This is a genomic window from Vibrio sp. Vb1026, assembly GCF_033338745.1.
In the GTDB taxonomy this organism is placed as follows: Bacteria; Pseudomonadota; Gammaproteobacteria; order Enterobacterales; family Vibrionaceae; genus Vibrio; species Vibrio alginolyticus.
Genome location: NZ_JAWOTH010000025.1, coordinates 1 through 18,129, shown reverse-complemented (window position 1 = coordinate 18,129; position 18,129 = coordinate 1). Strand labels below are relative to the sequence as shown.

The 18,129-nt window shown below is 48.3% G+C and carries 14 protein-coding genes; 7 read left to right on the top strand and 7 right to left on the bottom strand.

Going from position 1 to position 18,129, the window contains the following annotated elements:
• Window positions 1-328: 328 nt before the first annotated feature.
• Both edd and R7E47_RS22305 read right to left on the bottom strand, forming a co-directional pair.
• Complete coding sequence (gene edd, locus R7E47_RS22310; protein ID WP_115385639.1) at window positions 329-2,125, bottom strand: phosphogluconate dehydratase; 1,797 nt, start codon at window positions 2,123-2,125, stop codon at window positions 329-331.
• Window positions 2,125-2,649 (bottom strand): gluconokinase, encoded by a 525-nt coding sequence (locus R7E47_RS22305; RefSeq protein WP_005478642.1) that lies wholly within the window; start codon window positions 2,647-2,649, stop codon window positions 2,125-2,127. Before R7E47_RS22305 ends, edd begins: the two co-directional genes overlap by 1 nt.
• 153 nt (window positions 2,650-2,802) lie before the next feature.
• Here R7E47_RS22305 and R7E47_RS22300 point away from each other — a divergent pair, with 153 nt between their 5' ends.
• Together R7E47_RS22300 and R7E47_RS22295 are read left to right on the top strand one after the other, a co-directional pair.
• On the top strand, window positions 2,803-4,179 hold the full coding sequence (locus R7E47_RS22300) for a GntP family permease (RefSeq protein WP_005478622.1): 1,377 nt from the start codon (window positions 2,803-2,805) through the stop codon (window positions 4,177-4,179).
• Window positions 4,180-4,188: 9 nt separating this feature from the next.
• Entirely contained in the window at window positions 4,189-4,800 is a 612-nt protein-coding gene (locus R7E47_RS22295; RefSeq protein ID WP_053349769.1) for a bifunctional 4-hydroxy-2-oxoglutarate aldolase/2-dehydro-3-deoxy-phosphogluconate aldolase, read from the top strand.
• Window positions 4,801-4,903: 103 nt separating this feature from the next.
• On the opposite strand, the gene xapA is transcribed toward R7E47_RS22295, so the two are convergent.
• Window positions 4,904-5,728: a xanthosine phosphorylase gene (xapA, locus tag R7E47_RS22290; RefSeq protein ID WP_213972335.1), complete on the bottom strand. Its 825-nt coding sequence runs from the start codon at window positions 5,726-5,728 to the stop codon at window positions 4,904-4,906.
• 121 nt (window positions 5,729-5,849) lie between these two features.
• Here xapA and R7E47_RS22285 point away from each other — a divergent pair, with 121 nt between their 5' ends.
• On the top strand, window positions 5,850-6,755 hold the full coding sequence (locus tag R7E47_RS22285; protein WP_017635035.1) for a LysR family transcriptional regulator: 906 nt from the start codon (window positions 5,850-5,852) through the stop codon (window positions 6,753-6,755).
• 81 nt (window positions 6,756-6,836) lie between these two features.
• Here the strand turns inward: R7E47_RS22285 and gorA are convergent, their stop codons facing one another.
• Both gorA and R7E47_RS22275 read right to left on the bottom strand, forming a co-directional pair.
• Entirely contained in the window at window positions 6,837-8,192 is a 1,356-nt protein-coding gene (gene gorA, locus R7E47_RS22280; protein WP_005379157.1) for a glutathione-disulfide reductase, read from the bottom strand.
• A 259-nt stretch (window positions 8,193-8,451) separates the two neighbouring features.
• Window positions 8,452-9,291, bottom strand: coding sequence for a 23S rRNA (adenine(2030)-N(6))-methyltransferase RlmJ (locus R7E47_RS22275; protein ID WP_005379158.1), 840 nt, complete (start codon window positions 9,289-9,291; stop codon window positions 8,452-8,454).
• A 399-nt stretch (window positions 9,292-9,690) separates the two neighbouring features.
• On the opposite strand from R7E47_RS22275, the gene prlC reads away from it, so the two are divergent.
• Window positions 9,691-11,733, top strand: coding sequence for an oligopeptidase A (gene prlC / locus R7E47_RS22270; protein ID WP_318085066.1), 2,043 nt, complete (start codon window positions 9,691-9,693; stop codon window positions 11,731-11,733).
• Window positions 11,734-11,799: 66 nt separating this feature from the next.
• Here prlC and asnC read toward each other — a convergent pair whose 3' ends face one another.
• Window positions 11,800-12,264, bottom strand: coding sequence for a transcriptional regulator AsnC (gene asnC / locus R7E47_RS22265; protein WP_005389595.1), 465 nt, complete (start codon window positions 12,262-12,264; stop codon window positions 11,800-11,802).
• Between the two features lie 113 nt (window positions 12,265-12,377).
• On the opposite strand from asnC, the gene R7E47_RS22260 reads away from it, so the two are divergent.
• From R7E47_RS22260 to R7E47_RS22250, 3 genes are all read left to right on the top strand, one after another.
• Complete coding sequence (locus R7E47_RS22260) at window positions 12,378-15,503, top strand: EAL domain-containing protein (RefSeq protein ID WP_053307269.1); 3,126 nt, start codon at window positions 12,378-12,380, stop codon at window positions 15,501-15,503.
• Window positions 15,504-15,592: 89 nt separating this feature from the next.
• Window positions 15,593-16,372: a class I SAM-dependent methyltransferase gene (locus R7E47_RS22255; RefSeq protein ID WP_017635032.1), complete on the top strand. Its 780-nt coding sequence runs from the start codon at window positions 15,593-15,595 to the stop codon at window positions 16,370-16,372.
• A 186-nt stretch (window positions 16,373-16,558) separates the two neighbouring features.
• Complete coding sequence (locus R7E47_RS22250) at window positions 16,559-17,131, top strand: hypothetical protein (RefSeq protein ID WP_104975734.1); 573 nt, start codon at window positions 16,559-16,561, stop codon at window positions 17,129-17,131.
• Window positions 17,132-17,199: 68 nt separating this feature from the next.
• On the opposite strand, the gene R7E47_RS22245 is transcribed toward R7E47_RS22250, so the two are convergent.
• A complete protein-coding gene (locus tag R7E47_RS22245) occupies window positions 17,200-18,078 on the bottom strand; it encodes a carboxylate/amino acid/amine transporter (RefSeq protein WP_025768287.1) in 879 nt (292 codons plus the stop codon).
• Between the last annotated feature and the right edge of the window lie 51 nt (window positions 18,079-18,129).

Here is an 18,129-nt window from a genome sequence, read left to right as displayed (position 1 = left end):
CATTCTGAACAGCGAGGGACGAGCGTGATTCAGAATCTACCAACAAAAAGTGCTGTAGCAGAGGGGATTTTCTCTGGCTTCACAGCACGTTGATATTAGATTCCTGATCTCGCCTAGGCTCGTCGGAGTGACGGATTCATTCGTTTTTAGAAAGAATAGAGGCCAATCCTAAAGCTCGTCATTCTGAAAAGCGAGGGACGAGTGTGATTCAGAATCTACCAACAAAAAGTGCTGTGGCAGAGGTGTTTTCTCTGACTTCACAGCACGTTGATAGTAGATTCCTGATCTTGCTTAGTCTCGTCGGAATGACGAGGTCTTTCTTCTCGCCTTAAACAATAAAGCTTGCGCCTTCTTCTGCACTCGATACGTTTTGGCGGATCACGCTAAACAAGCCTCGTCCCCAAGTTTGTTGGGTCGATTCGGTATCGAAATGAATCAACTCGCGACCAGTGGTGTCGCTTAAGTTGTTCAGTTCGCCCGTTTGGCAATCCAGACGAATCAAATCGCCGTTGCGCACCAAACCAATCGAGCCACCACGAATGGCTTCTGGAGAAACATGAATCGCAGACGGAATTTTACCGGATGCGCCAGATAAACGACCGTCAGTAACTAGCGCCACTTTAAAGCCCGCTTTCTGCACGTTGCCGAGGATTGGCATCAGTTTATGCAGTTCAGGCATGCCGTTTGCCGCTGGGCCGTTGTGTGTGACCACAACGATGCAGTCTTTGTTCAGCTCGCCACGTTTGTAAGCGGCTTCCACTTCGTGTTGGCATTGGAATACGATCGCTGGTGCCACAATCACGCGTTGCTCTTCTTTCACCGCAGACACTTTCACCACGGCTTTGCCCAAGTTACCGTGAAGTACGCGAGTGCCGCCGGTGTTTTGGAAAGTGGCGTCTGGTTTGGCGATCACGTCACCGTCTTGGCTGCCTTGGCACGGCCTCCAAGTCAGTTGGCCATCGACAAGGCTCGGCAGCGTCATTTGGTCTTCAAATTCACCAAACACGGGTTTCACATCGCGATGCAAAAGCTCGGATTGGTTCAAGCGGTGCAATAACGCGGGCACGCCCCCCGCGTCTTGGAACGCGTTCATATCGGCTGGGCCGTTCGGGTAAACGCGAGCTAACAAAGGAACCACATCCGACAGATCGCTGATGTCTTGCCACGTGAGCAAGATGCCAGCAGCACGCGCCACGGCGATCATATGAATGGTGTGATTGGTACTGCCGCCAGATGCGAGTAGAGCGATGATGCCGTTGACCAAGCTCTTTTCTGTGACCACTTCTGCCAACGGACGGAAGTGTGCAGAACCCGCCGTCATTGAGGCGATTTTCAGAGCCGCGTGATCGGTTAACGCTTTACGCAGTTGGGTATGGGGATGGATGAATGCCGAACCTGGCAGCATCAAGCCCATGGCTTCGAACACCAACTGGTTGGTGTTGGCTGTGCCGTAAAACGTACACGTCCCCGCAGAGTGGTAAGCGCGACACTCCATATCCAGCAGAGCGTCTTTGCCGACTTCACCCGCTGCGTATTTTTGGCGCACGTCGACTTTCTCTTCATTGCTGATGCCTGTTGCCATCAGACCCGCTGGTACAAACGCAGTCGGTAGATGCGCGTAAGACAGCGCGCCCATCAGTTGCCCCGGGGCGATTTTGTCACAGATACCAAGCAGTAATGTGGCATCAAAGACATTGTGACTCAAAGACAACGCCGTTGATTGCGCAATTAAGTCACGTGAAAACAGCGACATATCCATGCCTGCTTGACCTTGAGTCACCCCATCGCACATCGCTGGCACACAACCTGCGACTTGCGCCGTATGGCCGTAGTCCGCCAGCACTTGTTTGATTTGCACTGGGTAATCTTGGTACGGCTGGTGGGCGCTCAACATGTCGTTGTAGGCGCTGATCAGCGCGACATTGGCATGAGTAAAATCGAGAATATTTTTCTTTTCAGAAGAGCAAGAAGCGGCGACTGCATGGGCTAAGTTACCACAAGATAAACCAACGCGGCCTTTGCCCGCTTCGGCTTGCACTTCGGTGCGAGTAAGAAAGGCAGCGCGCGCTTCACGGCTGCGCTCGGTCAAACGTTGTGTGACCTCAAGAACAACAGAGTGAGTCATTACGCCACCTCGATCGCTTGCATTTTGATTAGCTCAGCGGCAGAGCGTTCCACCACGTCGCTGATGTCTCCGTCGATACTGATGATCAGAGTTTGAGGCTCGTTGTCTGGGCGCTCTAGCGTCTCGAATTGGCTCTTCACCATGTTTTCTTTCATGAAGTGGCCTTTGCGCATACGCATGCGATTAAGGATCAACTCCATATCGCCATCAAGGAACAGGAAGGTCACGTTGTCGTTGCCTTCGCGGATCTGATCGCGGTAAATCTTTTTCAGTGCTGAACAGACAATAATGCCGTGTTCGTTTTTGCTTTCTAGGCTGTACGCCGCATCACGAATGCGTTCTAGCCATGGCTTGCGATCATCATCGTTCAGAGGCTGGCCCGATGCCATTTTCTGAATGTTCGCTCGTGGATGAAGATCATCACCATCAATGAATTTACGCCCTAGCTTTTTCGCTAGATGCTCACCAATTGTGCTTTTACCACTAGCACAAACGCCCATAACGATGACACTACTACCAGCCATAACTTATCCTCATAACCAAATTTGCGCGTGATCTCAATTTTTGAATTCACTTTAAAATATGGGTTTATCTTATTCATGTTATCGGTAACATGTTACCGGTAACTGAAATAAATGTGAACCATAACACAAACAATAATTCTTAAAGGTGAACCTATGGAGCAATTAACCCAAGCCCCAGATCCTACGTTCCTACTGACGATTGCAGGCCTTGCCATTGCAGCGTTACTCGTTCTGATCATTAAACTGAAAGTCCATGCTTTTGCTTCCCTTACTATGGTGAGTTTAGGCACAGCAATCGCCACTGGCGTTCCTTCTGAGAAAGTCGTATCGACCATGATGGGCGGCTTCGGCGGCACACTGGCTTCCGTGGCATTGCTGGTTGGTCTTGGTGCGATGATCGGTAAAATTCTTGAAGTGACTGGCGGTGCGAAAGTGCTGGCAGACACTTTGATTGGTCGCTTTGGTAAAGAGCGCGCACCATTTGCTTTGGGCGTCGCTTCATTACTGTTTGGCTTCCCAATCTTCTTCGATGCTGGCCTTGTAGTGATGATGCCAATCATCCTAAGTGTGGCGGCTCGTTTTGGTGGCTCACCAATTAAATACGCGTTGCCAGCAGCCGGTGCTTTTGCGGTTATGCACGCGTTTGTTCCACCACACCCAGGTCCGGTTGCAGCGGCAGAATTCCTTGGCGCAAACATCGGTCTGCTATTGGTGGTGGGTATTTTGGTTGCTATTCCAACTTGGTACCTTGGCGCTTACCTATTTGGTTTGTACGCGGGCAAAAAATTCGATATCCCACTATCTAAAGCCTTCTTTAATGGCGAAGCGATGGTGGATGAGCGCAACGCACCAAAATTTGGCACGGTTATGACCATCCTTGTGCTGCCAGTCCTGCTAATCTGTTTGGATACGGTATTGAACACACTGGCGGTTGCAGGTTTGATTGATGGCAAAACGGCACTGGTTGAGTTCCTACGCATGCTAGGTAAAACCCCAGTTGCGTTGCTGATCACTTTGATTGTCTGTCTGGCTGTGTTTGCCAAAGACTACGGCATGGCAAAACTAGAAAAATTATGTGGTGAGTCATTGGCTCCTATCTGTGGTGTTATCCTAGTAACGGGTGCAGGTGGCATGTTTGGCGGCGTACTGCGTTCAAGTGGTATCGGTGATGCACTGGCTGACGTTCTTACAGATACAGGTATGCCTGTGATTGTGGCGGCGTTTGTTATTTCAACCTGTCTGCGTGTTGCTCAAGGCTCGGCAACGGTAGCGCTAACCACTACGGCAGCTCTTATCGCGCCAGTTGTGGCTGCATCAACAGGTTTGAGTGAACTCGACCTTTGCTTTATCGTAATCGCGATTGCGGGTGGTGCAACGGTACTGTCTCACTTCAATGACTCTGGTTTCTGGTTGGTATCTCGTTTGCTTGAGATGGATGAGAAAACCACATTAAAAACTTGGACGGTAATGGAAACGTTACTTGGCGGTATCGCGTTTATTATCGTCGCAACATTAAGCTTTATTCTTTAGAGGTTCCACATGACAACACTTGAACAACGATTAAGAGATATCAAAATCGTCCCAGTTATCGCAATCAACGACGTAGCACACGCTCTGCCACTGGCAAAAGTGTTGGTAGAAAACGGTTTACCATGTGCGGAAGTAACATTCCGCACCGAAGCGGCGGCGGAGTCGATTTGCATCATGCGTGAAGCGTACCCAGAATTGTTGATTGGCGCGGGCACCGTTTTGACCACAGAACAAGTGGATATCGCCATCGAAGCGGGTGTGGACTTTATCGTTAGCCCAGGCTTCAACCCAACCACAGTGAAATACTGTCAGCAACGTGGCGTGACTATCGTACCGGGTGTAAACAACCCAAGCTTGGTTGAGCAAGCGATGGAAATGGGTCTGCGTACGTTGAAGTTCTTCCCTGCTGAGCCATCAGGCGGCGTAAGCATGCTGAAAGCACTCACGGCGGTTTACCCAGTGGAATTCATGCCAACAGGTGGCGTAAGCCCATCCAACGTGGAAGATTACCTAGCGCTGAAATCGGTTGTGGCTTGTGGCGGTACTTGGATGGTGCCAACCGCAATGATGGACAACGGCGATTGGGAAGGCATTGCTGAATTGGTTCGCGCAGTTAAGTAAAACGCACAAACGGCTCCGAAATACCCCGAACGTTAGAAAAAGTGATACAAAAAAGGGTCATCAAGTTACTTGATGACCCTTTTGCTTTTGGAATGAAACGGCTTTAGAAGTGATGCTTCATAAAGCGCTTAATAAAGCGAATGAAATCTGCTTCGGCTAGCTTCGCGCACTTCAATGTTTGGGCGTGAGACAATTCTACATCTCCCAAGCCTTCTGCCATGTTGGTGATCGCACACACTGCCAATACGGGTAAGCCGCAATGCGCCGCAGAAATCACTTCTGGCACGACCGACATGCCCACCACATCACCACCGATGATTTGCATCATGCGGATTTCGGCTGTGGTCTCAAAGTTGGGGCCTGTGTAAGAGACAAACACGCCTTCATTGAGGTGAATGCCATTGGCTTTGCCGACTTCAAACGCTTCTGCTCGCAGGTCTTTGTCGTAGACATTGGCGAGGCTGAAGAACCTCGGGCCGTACTCTTCATCATTCGGACCGATCATTGGCGATTCAGGCATGGTGTTGATGTGGTCATGAAATACCACCAGAGAACCGACATCAATACGCTCAGGGCGAAGGGAGCCTGCCGCGTTGGTGACGAGCAGAAACTCACAGCCCAGCTTTTTAAAGGTGCGCACGGGCGTGGTCATGACCTTCATTGAGCCGTGTTCGTAGTAGTGACCGCGACCTTTCATGCACACTACGTCTACGCCACCCATGGTACCAAGTACCAACTCACCAGAGTGGCCTAGCACGGTGCTAACCGGAAAGCCTTCGAGCTCTTCGTATGGAATGACCACTTTGTCTTGTAGTTCATCTGCCAATACGCCCAAGCCAGAGCCTAAAATAAACGCCGCTTTAGGTTGGAAGTTTGGTTTGCGTTCGCGAATGGTTTGTAGCGCACCGATTACTGGATCGTGATTCATGTTAGTCACCTTCTGGTTGTGTGTTGATTCTATTGTGTGACTTTCTGCGCTGGTTATCTTTGCTTTATTCGCTACTATCATCCTTAAAAAGAGGATGATGAAATTCGCTAGGACTCAATGCATGAAGTCAGAACCATTTGAGCGCGTGACGCTGAAGATGCTGCGTTACTTTTACGAGGTCGCACAAACCAAGCATTTCACTAAGGCCGCCGAGAACCTCAATATCACCAATTCGCCGTTGAGCAATCGCATCAAAGAGTTGGAAGAAGTGCTTAACGTCAAACTGTTTGAGCGTGATTCAAGAAACGTCATGCTGACGGAGGCCGGGCGATTGTTGGAGTCCAAATGCCAACTGATTTTTCAGACCTTGGATGTCTCGCTCAATCAAGTGCAGCAAGTGGGGTTGAACCAGAGAAATATCCTGCGAGTTGGTGTGGTAAGTAGCGCATTTTGGGGTGGATTTGATCGTCTGTTACAGCGTTTCCATGCTGAGCATGACACTTATCACGCCGACATTTTTGACCTTAACCCAGAGACGCAAAAGAAGCATCTGAGCGAGAAGAAAATCGATGTGGGCATTGTGCGTTTTGCTGATGCACTCAACATTTATCCGTATCAGTCGGTATCTTTGGGCAAAGATGTGTTTGTGGTGGCGGTGTCGGAGCAACATGAGTTAGCCAGCAAATCTTTGCTGCGGCTCCAAGATTTAAAGGCGTGTGAGTTTGCGTTTATGAGTTTGGCGAATTCTGCCTCGGCAAACTTCATCATCAATGCCTGTCTGCAAGAAGGCTTTTCACCCCATATTGGCAAACAAGTGGTGGAGCCAAGCACCTTGATGGCATATGTAGCAAACAGCAATACCGTGACGTTGGTTCCGTCGACGTTTTCTCAGCATCATTGGCATGGGATTCGTTTTATCAAGCTGAAAGAGTCACTGTGTGCAGACTTGTGTCTGATTCATGATGGTAAGCAGGAGAGTGCTATTAAAGCCGAGTTTATTCGCACATTATTAGAGAATGCGAGTTAAGCATGGGATAACAAAAAAAGGTCATCCTAAGATGACCTTTTCAAATGATTCGCTGAAATCAGCAATGCGATTAGCGCGTAATTAACGCATCGTTACGAACTCTTCAGAGCCCGTTGGGTGGATAGCCACAACAGAGTCGAAGTCTGCTTTGGTTGCGCCCATCTTCATTGCTACGCCGAAGCCTTGGATCATTTCATCTACCGTGAAACCGATGCCGTGCAGACCAACAACCGTTTCTTCTTCGCCCGCACATACAAGCTTCATCTTACATGGTTGACGGTGCTTAGTAACGGCGGTGTACATCGCCGTAAAGCCAGACGTGTAGACTTTGATATTGTCTTTGCCGTACTTCTCTTCCGCTTCTTGCGTCGTTAGACCGATAGTGCCGATTGGTGGGTGGCTAAATACCACAGTTGGTACCAAATCGTAGTCCATTTTCGCGTTTGGTTTGTTGTTGAACAAACGCTCAGAAAGTTGACGACCCGCTTTCACTGCTACTGGCGTTAGCTCGATACCGCCTTCCATGATGTCACCCACACAGTAGATGCCTTTCACGTTGGTTTCTTGGTATTCGTCTACCTTGATGTAGCCTTTTTCGTTCGTTGCCACACCGGTTGACGCTAGGTTGATTGCGTCTGTCGCAGGGTGACGACCGATTGCCCAAATCAGTTGGTCAACGTTTTGGCTTTCACCGTTTTCTAGGTGCAGAGTTAGGCTGCCATCGGCTTCTTTTACCACTTCTTTTGGTACAGAGTGGGTGTGCAGTTTTGGACCTTCTGCGTCCATCACTTCAACCAACGTATCGATGATCATTGGATCGAAGCTACGCAGTGGTGACTCTTTACGTACGAACAGGTGCGTTTCTGTACCTAGCGCGTGCAGTACGCCAGCAATTTCAACTGCGATGTAGCCAGCACCCACAACCGCAACGCGTTTTGGTTGCTCTGCTAGGTCGAAGAAGCCGTTTGAATCGATGCCGTATTCAGCGCCTGGAATGTTTGGAATAGTAGGACGACCACCAACCGCGATCAGGATGTGATCTGCTGTGTAGTGTTCACCGTTTACTTCGACAGTTTTTTCGTCAACAAACTTAGCAAAGCCTTTAATCACGTTTACTTTGTTGTTGCCAAGAACGCGATCGTAAGATTGGTGAATACGACCGATGTATGCCTGACGGCTCTCAACCAGTTTGCTCCAGTCGAAACCTTTCACGTCGACATCAAAACCGTAATCTTCTGCGTACAGGTTCATTGCTTCTGCGATTTGCGCGCCATGCCACATCACTTTTTTCGGTACACAACCTACGTTTACACAGGTACCGCCAAGGTCTTGAGCTTCGATTAGCGCAACTTTCGCGCCGTACATCGCCGCACGGTTTGCAGATGCGATGCCGCCACTGCCGCCACCGATACAGATATAGTCAAAATGAGTCGCCATTACTTTCTCCAAGAGCTTATAAATTTTATCTGGTACATAGATAGATTGGGATGACCTTGCCCGAACTCAATGCCACCGTTATCCCACTATCATAAATCGAATTCGACTAATTCCTAAATGGGAAAAAGCGACAATACTTATGACAAATAGCGATGAGAGGCACAAAAAGAAGAATAAGCACGATTGGAGGGAGAAGGTGAGAGCATAAAAAAGCGCAACGAGAATATCGTTGCGCTTGAAGATATCAGTACTGAAGTGCTTACTCTGGCACAATCCAGTCCACTTTCCAGTGGCCAGTTGCTGGTGCGATCGCGTCTTGCAGGAATGGCAGAATCTCTTTCATCTGGCTTTCCAGTTTCCATGGCGGGTTAATCACAATCATGCCGGATGCCGTCATGCCGCGCTCGTTGGTATCTGGTGCAACACCTAACTCGATTTGCAGAATTTTACGAATGCCCAGTGCTTCCAAGCCTTCGATCATATCTTCGATGTCGTGACGGTTTACCACTGGGTACCAAATCGCGTAGATACCGGTTGCCCAACGTTTATGGCTCTGATGAATCGCTCGCACCACATCGCGGTACTCTTTCGCGAGTTCGTATGGTGGGTCAATCAGCACCAAACCACGACGTTCTTGTGGCGGTAAGCTTGCTTTGAGGCGTTGGAATCCGTCTTCTTTGAAGATGCTCACTTGGCGATCACGATGGAATTCTTGCTCTAACAATGGGTGATCGGCCGGGTGCAACTCGGTCAGCACCATGCGATCTTGTGGGCGGATTTGCGCGCGCGCCACACGTGGTGAGCCTGGGTAGTAACGCAGCTTCTCGCCATTGTTGAGCACTTTAATGGCATCGATGTAGCTTTTGATGTCTTCGGGAATGCTTGGGTTATCCCAAATACGTGCGATGCCTTGTTTGTATTCGCCCGTTTTTTCAGACCATTCGTGAGTCAGATCGTAACGGCCCACACCCGAGTGGGTATCGTGATAAACGAATGGCTTATCTTTTTGTTTCAGCGCATCAAGAATGAGGCTTTGAACGATGTGTTTGACCACGTCGGCATGGTTGCCAGCGTGGAAGCTGTGGCGGTAACTTAACAAATTAAACTCTCGAAACACTCTTTGGTTGAGTGTGGTCTGTGATTTTCACTCTATGGCGGTATTATACTCAAGTAACTTAAAGATGTAGAACTTCCAATCAAATCTGTTCCTCTGATAAGGGGACGCTATTGAAATTTCTTTAAGTCACCCACACTTACTATGGGTAATCGAATTGAACTAGGTGAGTGTCTCGCACTCAAAAGGGTGTGAAATTTCATTTAGGTATAACAAGACTCAAGGACAGAGTAGCGCTGGTTGACTATATGATGGTCATCGCGGCATAGAGAAAGGGAACGGAGCTCCCCCAATCCATGTTGCTGGCTCGTCTGTACATTGAGTTGGCCTATCTACACAAAATAGACAGGCAATCACAGAGTCAAAACACAAAAGGAATTATTCATGTCTAATCCTCTTCTGACGTTTACGGACCTACCTCCGTTTTCTCAAATTAAACCAGAACACATCAAGCCTGCCGTTGAGCAAGCGATTGCTGACTGCCGAGCAAAAATCGATGAAGTTCTACAAGACAACGCTCATCCAACTTGGGACAGTGTGATTGCGCCAATTGAAGAAGCGGATGATCGCTTAAGCCGCATCTGGTCGCCAGTGGGTCACATGAACTCGGTAGTGAACAGCGAAGAGCTACGTGAAGCTTACGAAAGTTGCCTACCAATTTTGTCAGAGTACGGCACTTGGGTTGGTCAGCACAAAGGGTTGTACGAAGCGTACAAAACCATCAAAGCGAGCGAAGAATTTGCAACGTTAACTCGTGCCCAGCAGAAAACCATCACTGATGCACTGCGTGATTTCGAGTTATCAGGCATTGGTTTGCCATCCGATGAGCAGCACCGTTACGGCGAGATCAGCAAACGTATGTCTGAGCTGAGCTCTAAATTCTCTAACAATGTGCTGGATGCCACCATGGGTTGGACCAAGCACATCACAGACGAGAAAGACCTAGCAGGTATGCCAGAATCGGCGCTGGCAGCAGCGAAAGCTGCCGCAGAAGCAAAAGAGTTAGATGGTTACCTCATTACGCTAGATATCCCATCTTACCTACCTGTCATGACGTACTGCGATAACCAAGAGTTGCGTAAAGAAGTGTACGAAGCGTACGTGACGCGCGCTTCTGATCGAGGTCCAAACGCAGGCAAATGGGATAACTCAGAAATCATTACTGAGCAGCTAAAACTGCGCCATGAAATTTCACGTATGCTAGGTTTCAATACTTACAGTGAAAAGTCGTTAGCAACAAAGATGGCTGAAACGCCGGATCAAGTGCTGGGCTTCCTGAATGACCTAGCGACACGAGCGAAACCGCAAGGTGAACGTGAAGTCGAAGAGTTACGTCAGTTTGCGAAAAGTGAGTTTGGTGTTGAAGAGCTGAACGTTTGGGATATCGCTTACTACAGCGAGAAACAAAAGCAGCACCTGTTCCAAATTTCGGATGAAGAACTGCGCCCATACTTCCCAGAGTCAAAAGTCGTGAGCGGTCTGTTTGAAGTGCTAAACCGCGTGTTTGGCATGACCGTTACTGAGCGCGAAGGCGTAGACACTTGGCATGAGTCCGTGCGCTTTTTCGATATCTTTGATGCTGAAGGCTCACTCCGTGGCAGCTTCTACCTAGATCTCTACGCTCGTGAACACAAACGTGGCGGCGCGTGGATGGATGATTGTCGTGGTCGTCGCGTTACGCTATCTGGCGAGCTGCAAACGCCGGTTGCGTATCTAACGTGTAACTTCAACCGTCCAGTGGGCGACAAACCAGCACTGTTCACGCACGATGAAGTCGTGACGCTATTCCATGAGTTTGGTCATGGAATCCACCACATGTTGACGCAAGTTGATACAGGTGCTGTTTCAGGTATTAATGGCGTGCCTTGGGATGCGGTTGAGCTACCAAGTCAGTTCCTAGAAAACTGGTGTTGGGAAGAGGATGCGCTGGCGTTCATTTCTGGTCACTATGAGACAGGTGAGCCGCTACCTAAAGCGATGCTAGACAAAATGCTCGCAGCGAAAAACTTCCAATCTGCGATGGGTATTTTGCGTCAGCTAGAATTCGGCTTGTTCGACTTCACGCTTCACACCGAATATGACCCTGAAGTGGGTGCGCGTGTACTGGAAACTCTGGCGAAAGTGAAAGAGAAAGTCGCGGTAGTTCCTGCGGTTGAGTGGGCGCGTTTCTCACACAGCTTCGGCCATATTTTTGCTGGTGGCTACAGTGCGGGTTACTACAGCTACCTGTGGGCTGAAGTGCTGTCGTCAGACGCGTATTCTCGCTTTGAAGAAGAAGGCATCTTCAACAAAGAGACGGGTCTAAGCTTCCTGAACAACATCCTAGAAATGGGGGGCAGTGAAGAGCCAATGGAGCTGTTTAAGCGCTTCCGTGGCCGCGAGCCACAAATCGATGCACTGTTGCGCCATTCGGGTATTGCGGCGTAAATTGAGCAAAAAACATCAAGGCCAACCGTTCGGTTGGCCTTTTTTGTACAGTTTTTATAAAAAATTTTACGGATTTACGTTTCGGTTGATCGGGTTCTGCAACGATATCAATGTCTCCGTGGACTGAACCTCATCAATGGCTTGCAGCTTGTCGATCAGTACAAATTGCAGCTCTTCAATCGATTTGCACATCAATTTGACGAATATGTTATACGCGCCCGTGGTGTAGTAAGCTTCAACGACTTCGTCGAGCGCGTTGAGTTTTTCTAACGCGGAGTGGTAATCACGAGCTGCATTGAGGTTAATACCAATAAAGCAGCACACATCGTAGCCAAGCTTTTTAGTATTGATGATCACCTCCGTTCCTTCGATGATGTCAGCCGACTTCATCTTCTCGATACGCACATGGATAGTGGCAGGGCTGACATCGAACTGCTTTGCCATTTCTGCGTAGGGCGTTCTGGCGTCAGCCATTAGTGTTTTTAATATTGCGCGGTCAAGGTCGTCGAGTTTCGGCAGGCTCGCATTCATACTATGATTTCCGTTAGGGATAGAGTTTTACCTCCCTTTTATACTCATAGCGGATAGGATTCACAAGGTTTGGCAGGAGTAACTGCGGGTTAACTCCGAGCTATGGAGATAATGTGCAGCGTTTTCTGGTTATTGCCGCGCTATGTTGGAGCGCGTTTGCTACGGCCTCAGATCCGAAGGTGTTGGTCGTGCACTCCTATCATCAGGGTTTTTTCTGGACGGACTCCATACAGCGAGGCATCGAGCAACAGCTGGGCGATCGAGCGCTGGACATGCGTGTGCTCTATCTAGACTCGAAACGTAACCAGAGTGAGCAGTTTTTTGCACAACTAAAATCCTTATATCTTACGAAATTACGCAAAGAGCGATTCGATGCCATTTTAGTGAGCGATAACAATGCGCTTGAACTCATGCAGCGTTTAGCCCCAATCATCAAAGACACCCCAGTTATATTTAACGGCATTAATAACTACCATCCTTCTTTACATCGTTCTCTGAATGCAACCGGAGTCATGGAAGATGTCGATTTGGAAGCGAATCTCGCTCTTATTGAGCGCTTACATCCGAACTACACACAAGTTCTCATCGTCAGTGACCACTCGGTGACCGGTGAGGTGTTGCGTTATCAAATCGACAATTTTGTCCTCAAGTTCCCGCAATATCGAGACAAAATCGTACAACTTGTCCCAGACAGCATCATCGATCTAAAACAACAAGTCGCAAAACTGAGTTCCGATAAAGTCGTCTTGTTCTGGACCTATTACCGAGATAAACAAGGTATGGTTGGCAGCGAGCGTGACTGGGTTGGTGTCAACAAAGTCTCAAACGCGCCGCTGTTTATGGTGCATGACATTGGTTTGGGTCATGGCGCAGTTGGAGGGGTTATTCAAAGTGGTTATCGGCATGGTATTGAGAGTGCAGAGATGCTTGAATTCGTTTTGGATAACCCTGATCAGCCTCTGCCTGCCGTGAAAAAAAGTGATTCTGAAATAAAGCTCGATTACCAAGCGGTAGCGCGTTGGGGATTGGGGGCTGAACAAGAGGTTTCTGCGGTATTTTTTAATAAGCCAATGAAGCTTTCTGAACGTTTTGCCAAGGAAATTCGCCTGTTTGGTAGTCTGTTTGTGGTGATGTCGGTGGTCATTTTGCTGATGGGTTATTATTTACAGCGGATGCGTCGCAGTGAGAGCGCTGCGCGAGAAAGCCAGGCTATTCTAGAATCGATTTTCGATCAGAGCATGCAGTATATGGGCATTTTGGATGCCAACGGTGTGCTTAAATCGGGCAACGATCACCTTCAATCCTTACTTTATCACCAAGGACTGCGTTTAGACCGACCACTTTGGTTTCATCCCAACTGGAGTGAGAAAGCCCAAGCGCTGCTAGAGGAGTATTTCCATGCGCCTCACCATCAAGTGTCGACGTTTGAAGCTGAAATTTGGAGTAAAGAACACGGCGCCTTGGTGTTAGAAGTTTCGCTCAAGCCTTTTTCTCAGCAAGTAGGGAATCATAAGCAATACTTGTTTGAAGCGCGCGATATTACCAGTCGTAAATTGATGGAGGACAAGCTCTACCAACGTGAGTCAACCCTACGCAACTATTATGAGCAGCAGCCCGTGATGATGGTGACGCTTGATAGTAATAACCGAATTCAAGAAGTGAATCGATTTGCTCAACTACTTCTTGGCTACAAACCGATGGACATGCTCGGACATCGCCTGAGGGAGTTCTATTTTGATGACAAAGTGCTGTTCCCTCGCCAAGTGTTATTGCAACCCAACCAGCAAGTGCATGGTGTTTGGCGACGTGAAGTCGAGTATCGTCATGCAAATGGTCATCGTGTTTGGGTGCGCGAGAATATTCGTCCGCTGAGTGAATCTGAGCAACTGCTGATTGTGGGCGAAGATATTACCGAAACCAAACTGCTCTCCGAGAAATTGGAATACCAAGCTCGCTATGACTTACTGACGGGGACTTACAACAGAAACCATTTTGAACTAGAGCTTAAGACCGCACTGTGCGAAGTGGACAGCCATCGTCGAGTCCACGCCATGTTGTACCTCGACTTAGATCAACTAAAAGTCCTCAATGATACGGTTGGGCATGATGCAGGTGATGCGGCGATTCAATTCTGCGCAAGTATGCTGGAAGGCGTTCTGCCGTACAATTCCATCTTGGCTCGAATGGGAGGCGATGAGTTTGCGGTGTTACTCAAAGACTGTGACGAATATGGCGCCATCAATATTGCCAAACTGATCATCTCGACACTAAGCGAACACCTCTTTATTTGGGAAGACACACGCCTGTTCATCAGTTGCTCAATTGGTATCCGTATCATCGATCATACCGCTGATACGCCACAAATGGTGCACGCTCAAGCAGACTCTGCTTGTCACGCCGCTAAAGAGCAAGGCCGTAACCGCTATAATCTATTCAGCTTAGATAACGAAGAGTTGCAGCGTCGTCAGATGGAAATGCAGAGCGTCAATTTGGTGCATGAGGCATTGTCGAATCAACGTTTAGAACTGTTTGCTCAACCGATAAAAAGCTTACAAAAGCACGAGACTCAAATGTATTTTGAGATTTTGGTGCGTATTCGCAATGGGTACGGTGATTATGTTTCTCCTGCGCTGTTTATCCCTGCTTCCGAGCGCTACAACATTGCCCATTGGATTGATAAGCAGGTTATTACTCAAACACTAGAGTGGTTTGAACAGCGTCCTGAGGTGGTTGAACAGCTTGGTCGCTGTTCGATAAACCTTTCAGGTCAATCTATGGGGAATCAAGAGTTTATTGACTTCTTATTGGAGCGATTGGAAAGTTCGACTCTGCCGTGTGAAAAAATCTGCTTAGAAATCACCGAGACAGCGGCGATGAGCAATCTGGATCAAGCCATTGAGTTGTTTACCAAGCTAAAGTCTTTGGGTTGCATGATTGCATTGGATGATTTCGGATCTGGATTGTCTTCATTTGGTTACTTAAAGAAACTTCCTGTCGATATCGTGAAAATTGATGGTCTTTTCGTGCAAGATATCAACGTAAATGAAATGGACCGCGTGATGGTTCGTTCAATCAATGACTTGGCGAAGCAACTAGGCAAAGTGACGGTGGCGGAGTTTGTCGAAAATGACCAGGTCATGCAGCATTTGATAGACCTCGGTGTGGACTACGGCCAAGGCTACGGTATTGGCCATCCTAAGCCGCTTTCTGAGCTAGTGGAGCAACTGACGGCTGTATAACCTCTGCGTAGCAAGCTCAACCTAGCATTAATAGGTAACTTAGGTATACACTCAGCGCCAGTTACCTCGATTTTTATTGGAGCCTCCTTTTGCAACTGCAATTGATCTGTGAAAACCCGTCTCAACAATCTCATCTTGATGAACTCGCTGCGCGTTGGCAGCTTTCACACACTGACGATAGCGATTTTGCTTTGGTGCTAACCACCGAGCGTTTGGAGCTACGTAAAGTGGATGAGCCAAAGCTGGGTGCAATCTTTGTGGATTTGATTGGTGGTGCGGTCGGTCATCGTCGCAAGTTCGGTGGTGGTAAAGGCCAGGCAATTGCGAAAGCTGCGGGGTTGAACAAAGGGGCAACGCCAACCGTGTTAGACGGCACGGCAGGTCTTGGTCGTGATGCGTTTGTGCTCGCCTCGCTAGGTTGTAAAGTGCAGATGGTCGAGCGTCATCCAGTCGTAGCGGCTTTGTTAGATGATGGCTTGGATCGAGCGAAACAAGACCCAGAAATCGGCACCTGGGTATCTGAGCGCATGTCGCTAATCCATGCTTCTAGCCATGATGCGCTGGAACAATTGGCGCAAGATAAAGACTTTGTCCAGCCAGATGTGGTGTATCTTGACCCGATGTATCCGCACCCAGAAAATAAAAAGAAGTCGGCGCTCGTGAAAAAAGAAATGCGCGTTTTCCAATCGTTGGTTGGCGCTGATTTGGACGCCGATGGCCTACTAGGACCAGCCATGGCGTTAGCCACAAAGCGTGTAGTAGTTAAGCGCCCGGACTACGCGAATTGGCTGAACGAGCAAAAGCCAAGCATGGCGATTGAAACCAAAAAGAATCGTTTCGACGTCTACGTCAAAGCCTCGATGGCATAACCTCCTGACTCGCAAAAACTTCTCGTCACAGCATTGAACCAAGTGCTGTGACGCTGCCATTCTTTCCTGAACACTATTGATAGTTTTCTCTTGCTAATTCCCTTCCCTGACTGTATATCTAACTAAGAATTATTATTATTTCACTTGTTGTGATGCGGTCGATAACTGGGAAGCTGGAGTAGTAGAATGGCTAAACGTTTATGTAAAATGAGTCGCAAACAGATCGCGGCAGAACTTGGTGATATCCATCGTTTAGTTGTCGCACCAAAATTCGTTTGTCGTTCTTGCGCACGCTCTTCATCGGCCAAAGATACCCTTTGTAAGCCAGCCGCAATTCCTCCACAAAAATGCCAAGACAAGCCATTGAGTGAGCAACAAGCATGTGGCTTATTGGTTGAAGCTCTGCCAGCACAAGCGATTCCAGTGACCACTAAACAAAGCAACGAAAAAGCCGCGATTGTGAGGCGTGTTGTTGAGCGTGTGAAAGAGAAAAAACAAGCCGAAAAATCTCCGGAGCCAGTAAGAGCCGACGCACCAGTATGGTTTGATTTAGCGGATAAAAAATCGCTCAAGAAAGCGAAAAAAACACTGAAAAAGCACTATAAGCAGCAAAAGAAGTTGCTAAAAGTGGCGAAAAAACAACAAAAGTTACTTAAGCGTCAGCGCAAGCTTGAAGCGCGCAATGCGAAACTAGAAGTGTTGCTGCCAACTCCACCTAATGCTTTGATGAACGCAATCTCACAAGCCAAAGTGCATTAATCAAACAAAAAACGCTCTCCAGTCGGAGAGCGTTTTTTATTGTCGAAATGTTTATAGGATTAGCTGCGTTACTTATTGGCGTAACTCATCTCTACGCGCTTTTTCACCCAGGTTTCGTTAATCCATAGGGATAGCATGATGATCGCACCGCCAATGGCGAGTCGCATGACATCAACATCGCGGTTCCAAATCACAATGTTTACAATCAAGCCCGCCGGAACCAATGCATTGTTCATTACTGCCAGTGCCCCTGCGTTCACCATAGTCGCGCCTTTGTTCCAAGCAAAGTAACCAAAACCAGAAGCAATCAACCCAAGGTATGTCAGAATGCCCCATTGCGTTGTAGTGGTTGGTAGTTTGTCGAGGTTACCCATGAGCGCGAAAGCCACGGTTGCTACACAAAGTGCACCTAAGTAGAAGTAGCCAAACACGGTGTGTTGTGGCAAATCGACGGGCTCACTCTCCATGATATATTTGTAGCCCACCTGACCGATGGCAAAGCAGAGGTTTGCTCCTTGTACGACCAAAAAGCCCAGTAGGAAATCTTCATTAATGCCTGCAAATTTAATCCAGGCGGCACCAAATACGGCTATTGCAGCGGTAACTAAGTACCAAGGTGAAAAGCGACCTTTCAAGAAGTCATAGATTAGCGTGACGTAAATGGGTGTGAATACAGTGAACAGCAATACTTCTGGCACGGAAAGGAGCAAAAAAGATTGGTAGTAGAAGCAATACATCAAACCGAGCTGGAAGCCACCGACAGTCATCAGTTTCGCGATTAGGGATTTGCTAACGCCACGGAATTTCAAAAAGGGAATGAAAACCAGGCTCGCCAGTGCCACGCGCATGAACACCGAGAACCAAGAATCAACCTGACCGGCGAGGTAAACGCCGATCAGGCTAAATGAGAATGCCCAAAGTAGGGTAACTGCGGATAGATAAGCCATGGATGAGAATCTTTATCAACAACAAATGTGCCCGCAGTCTAACCAAGTTTT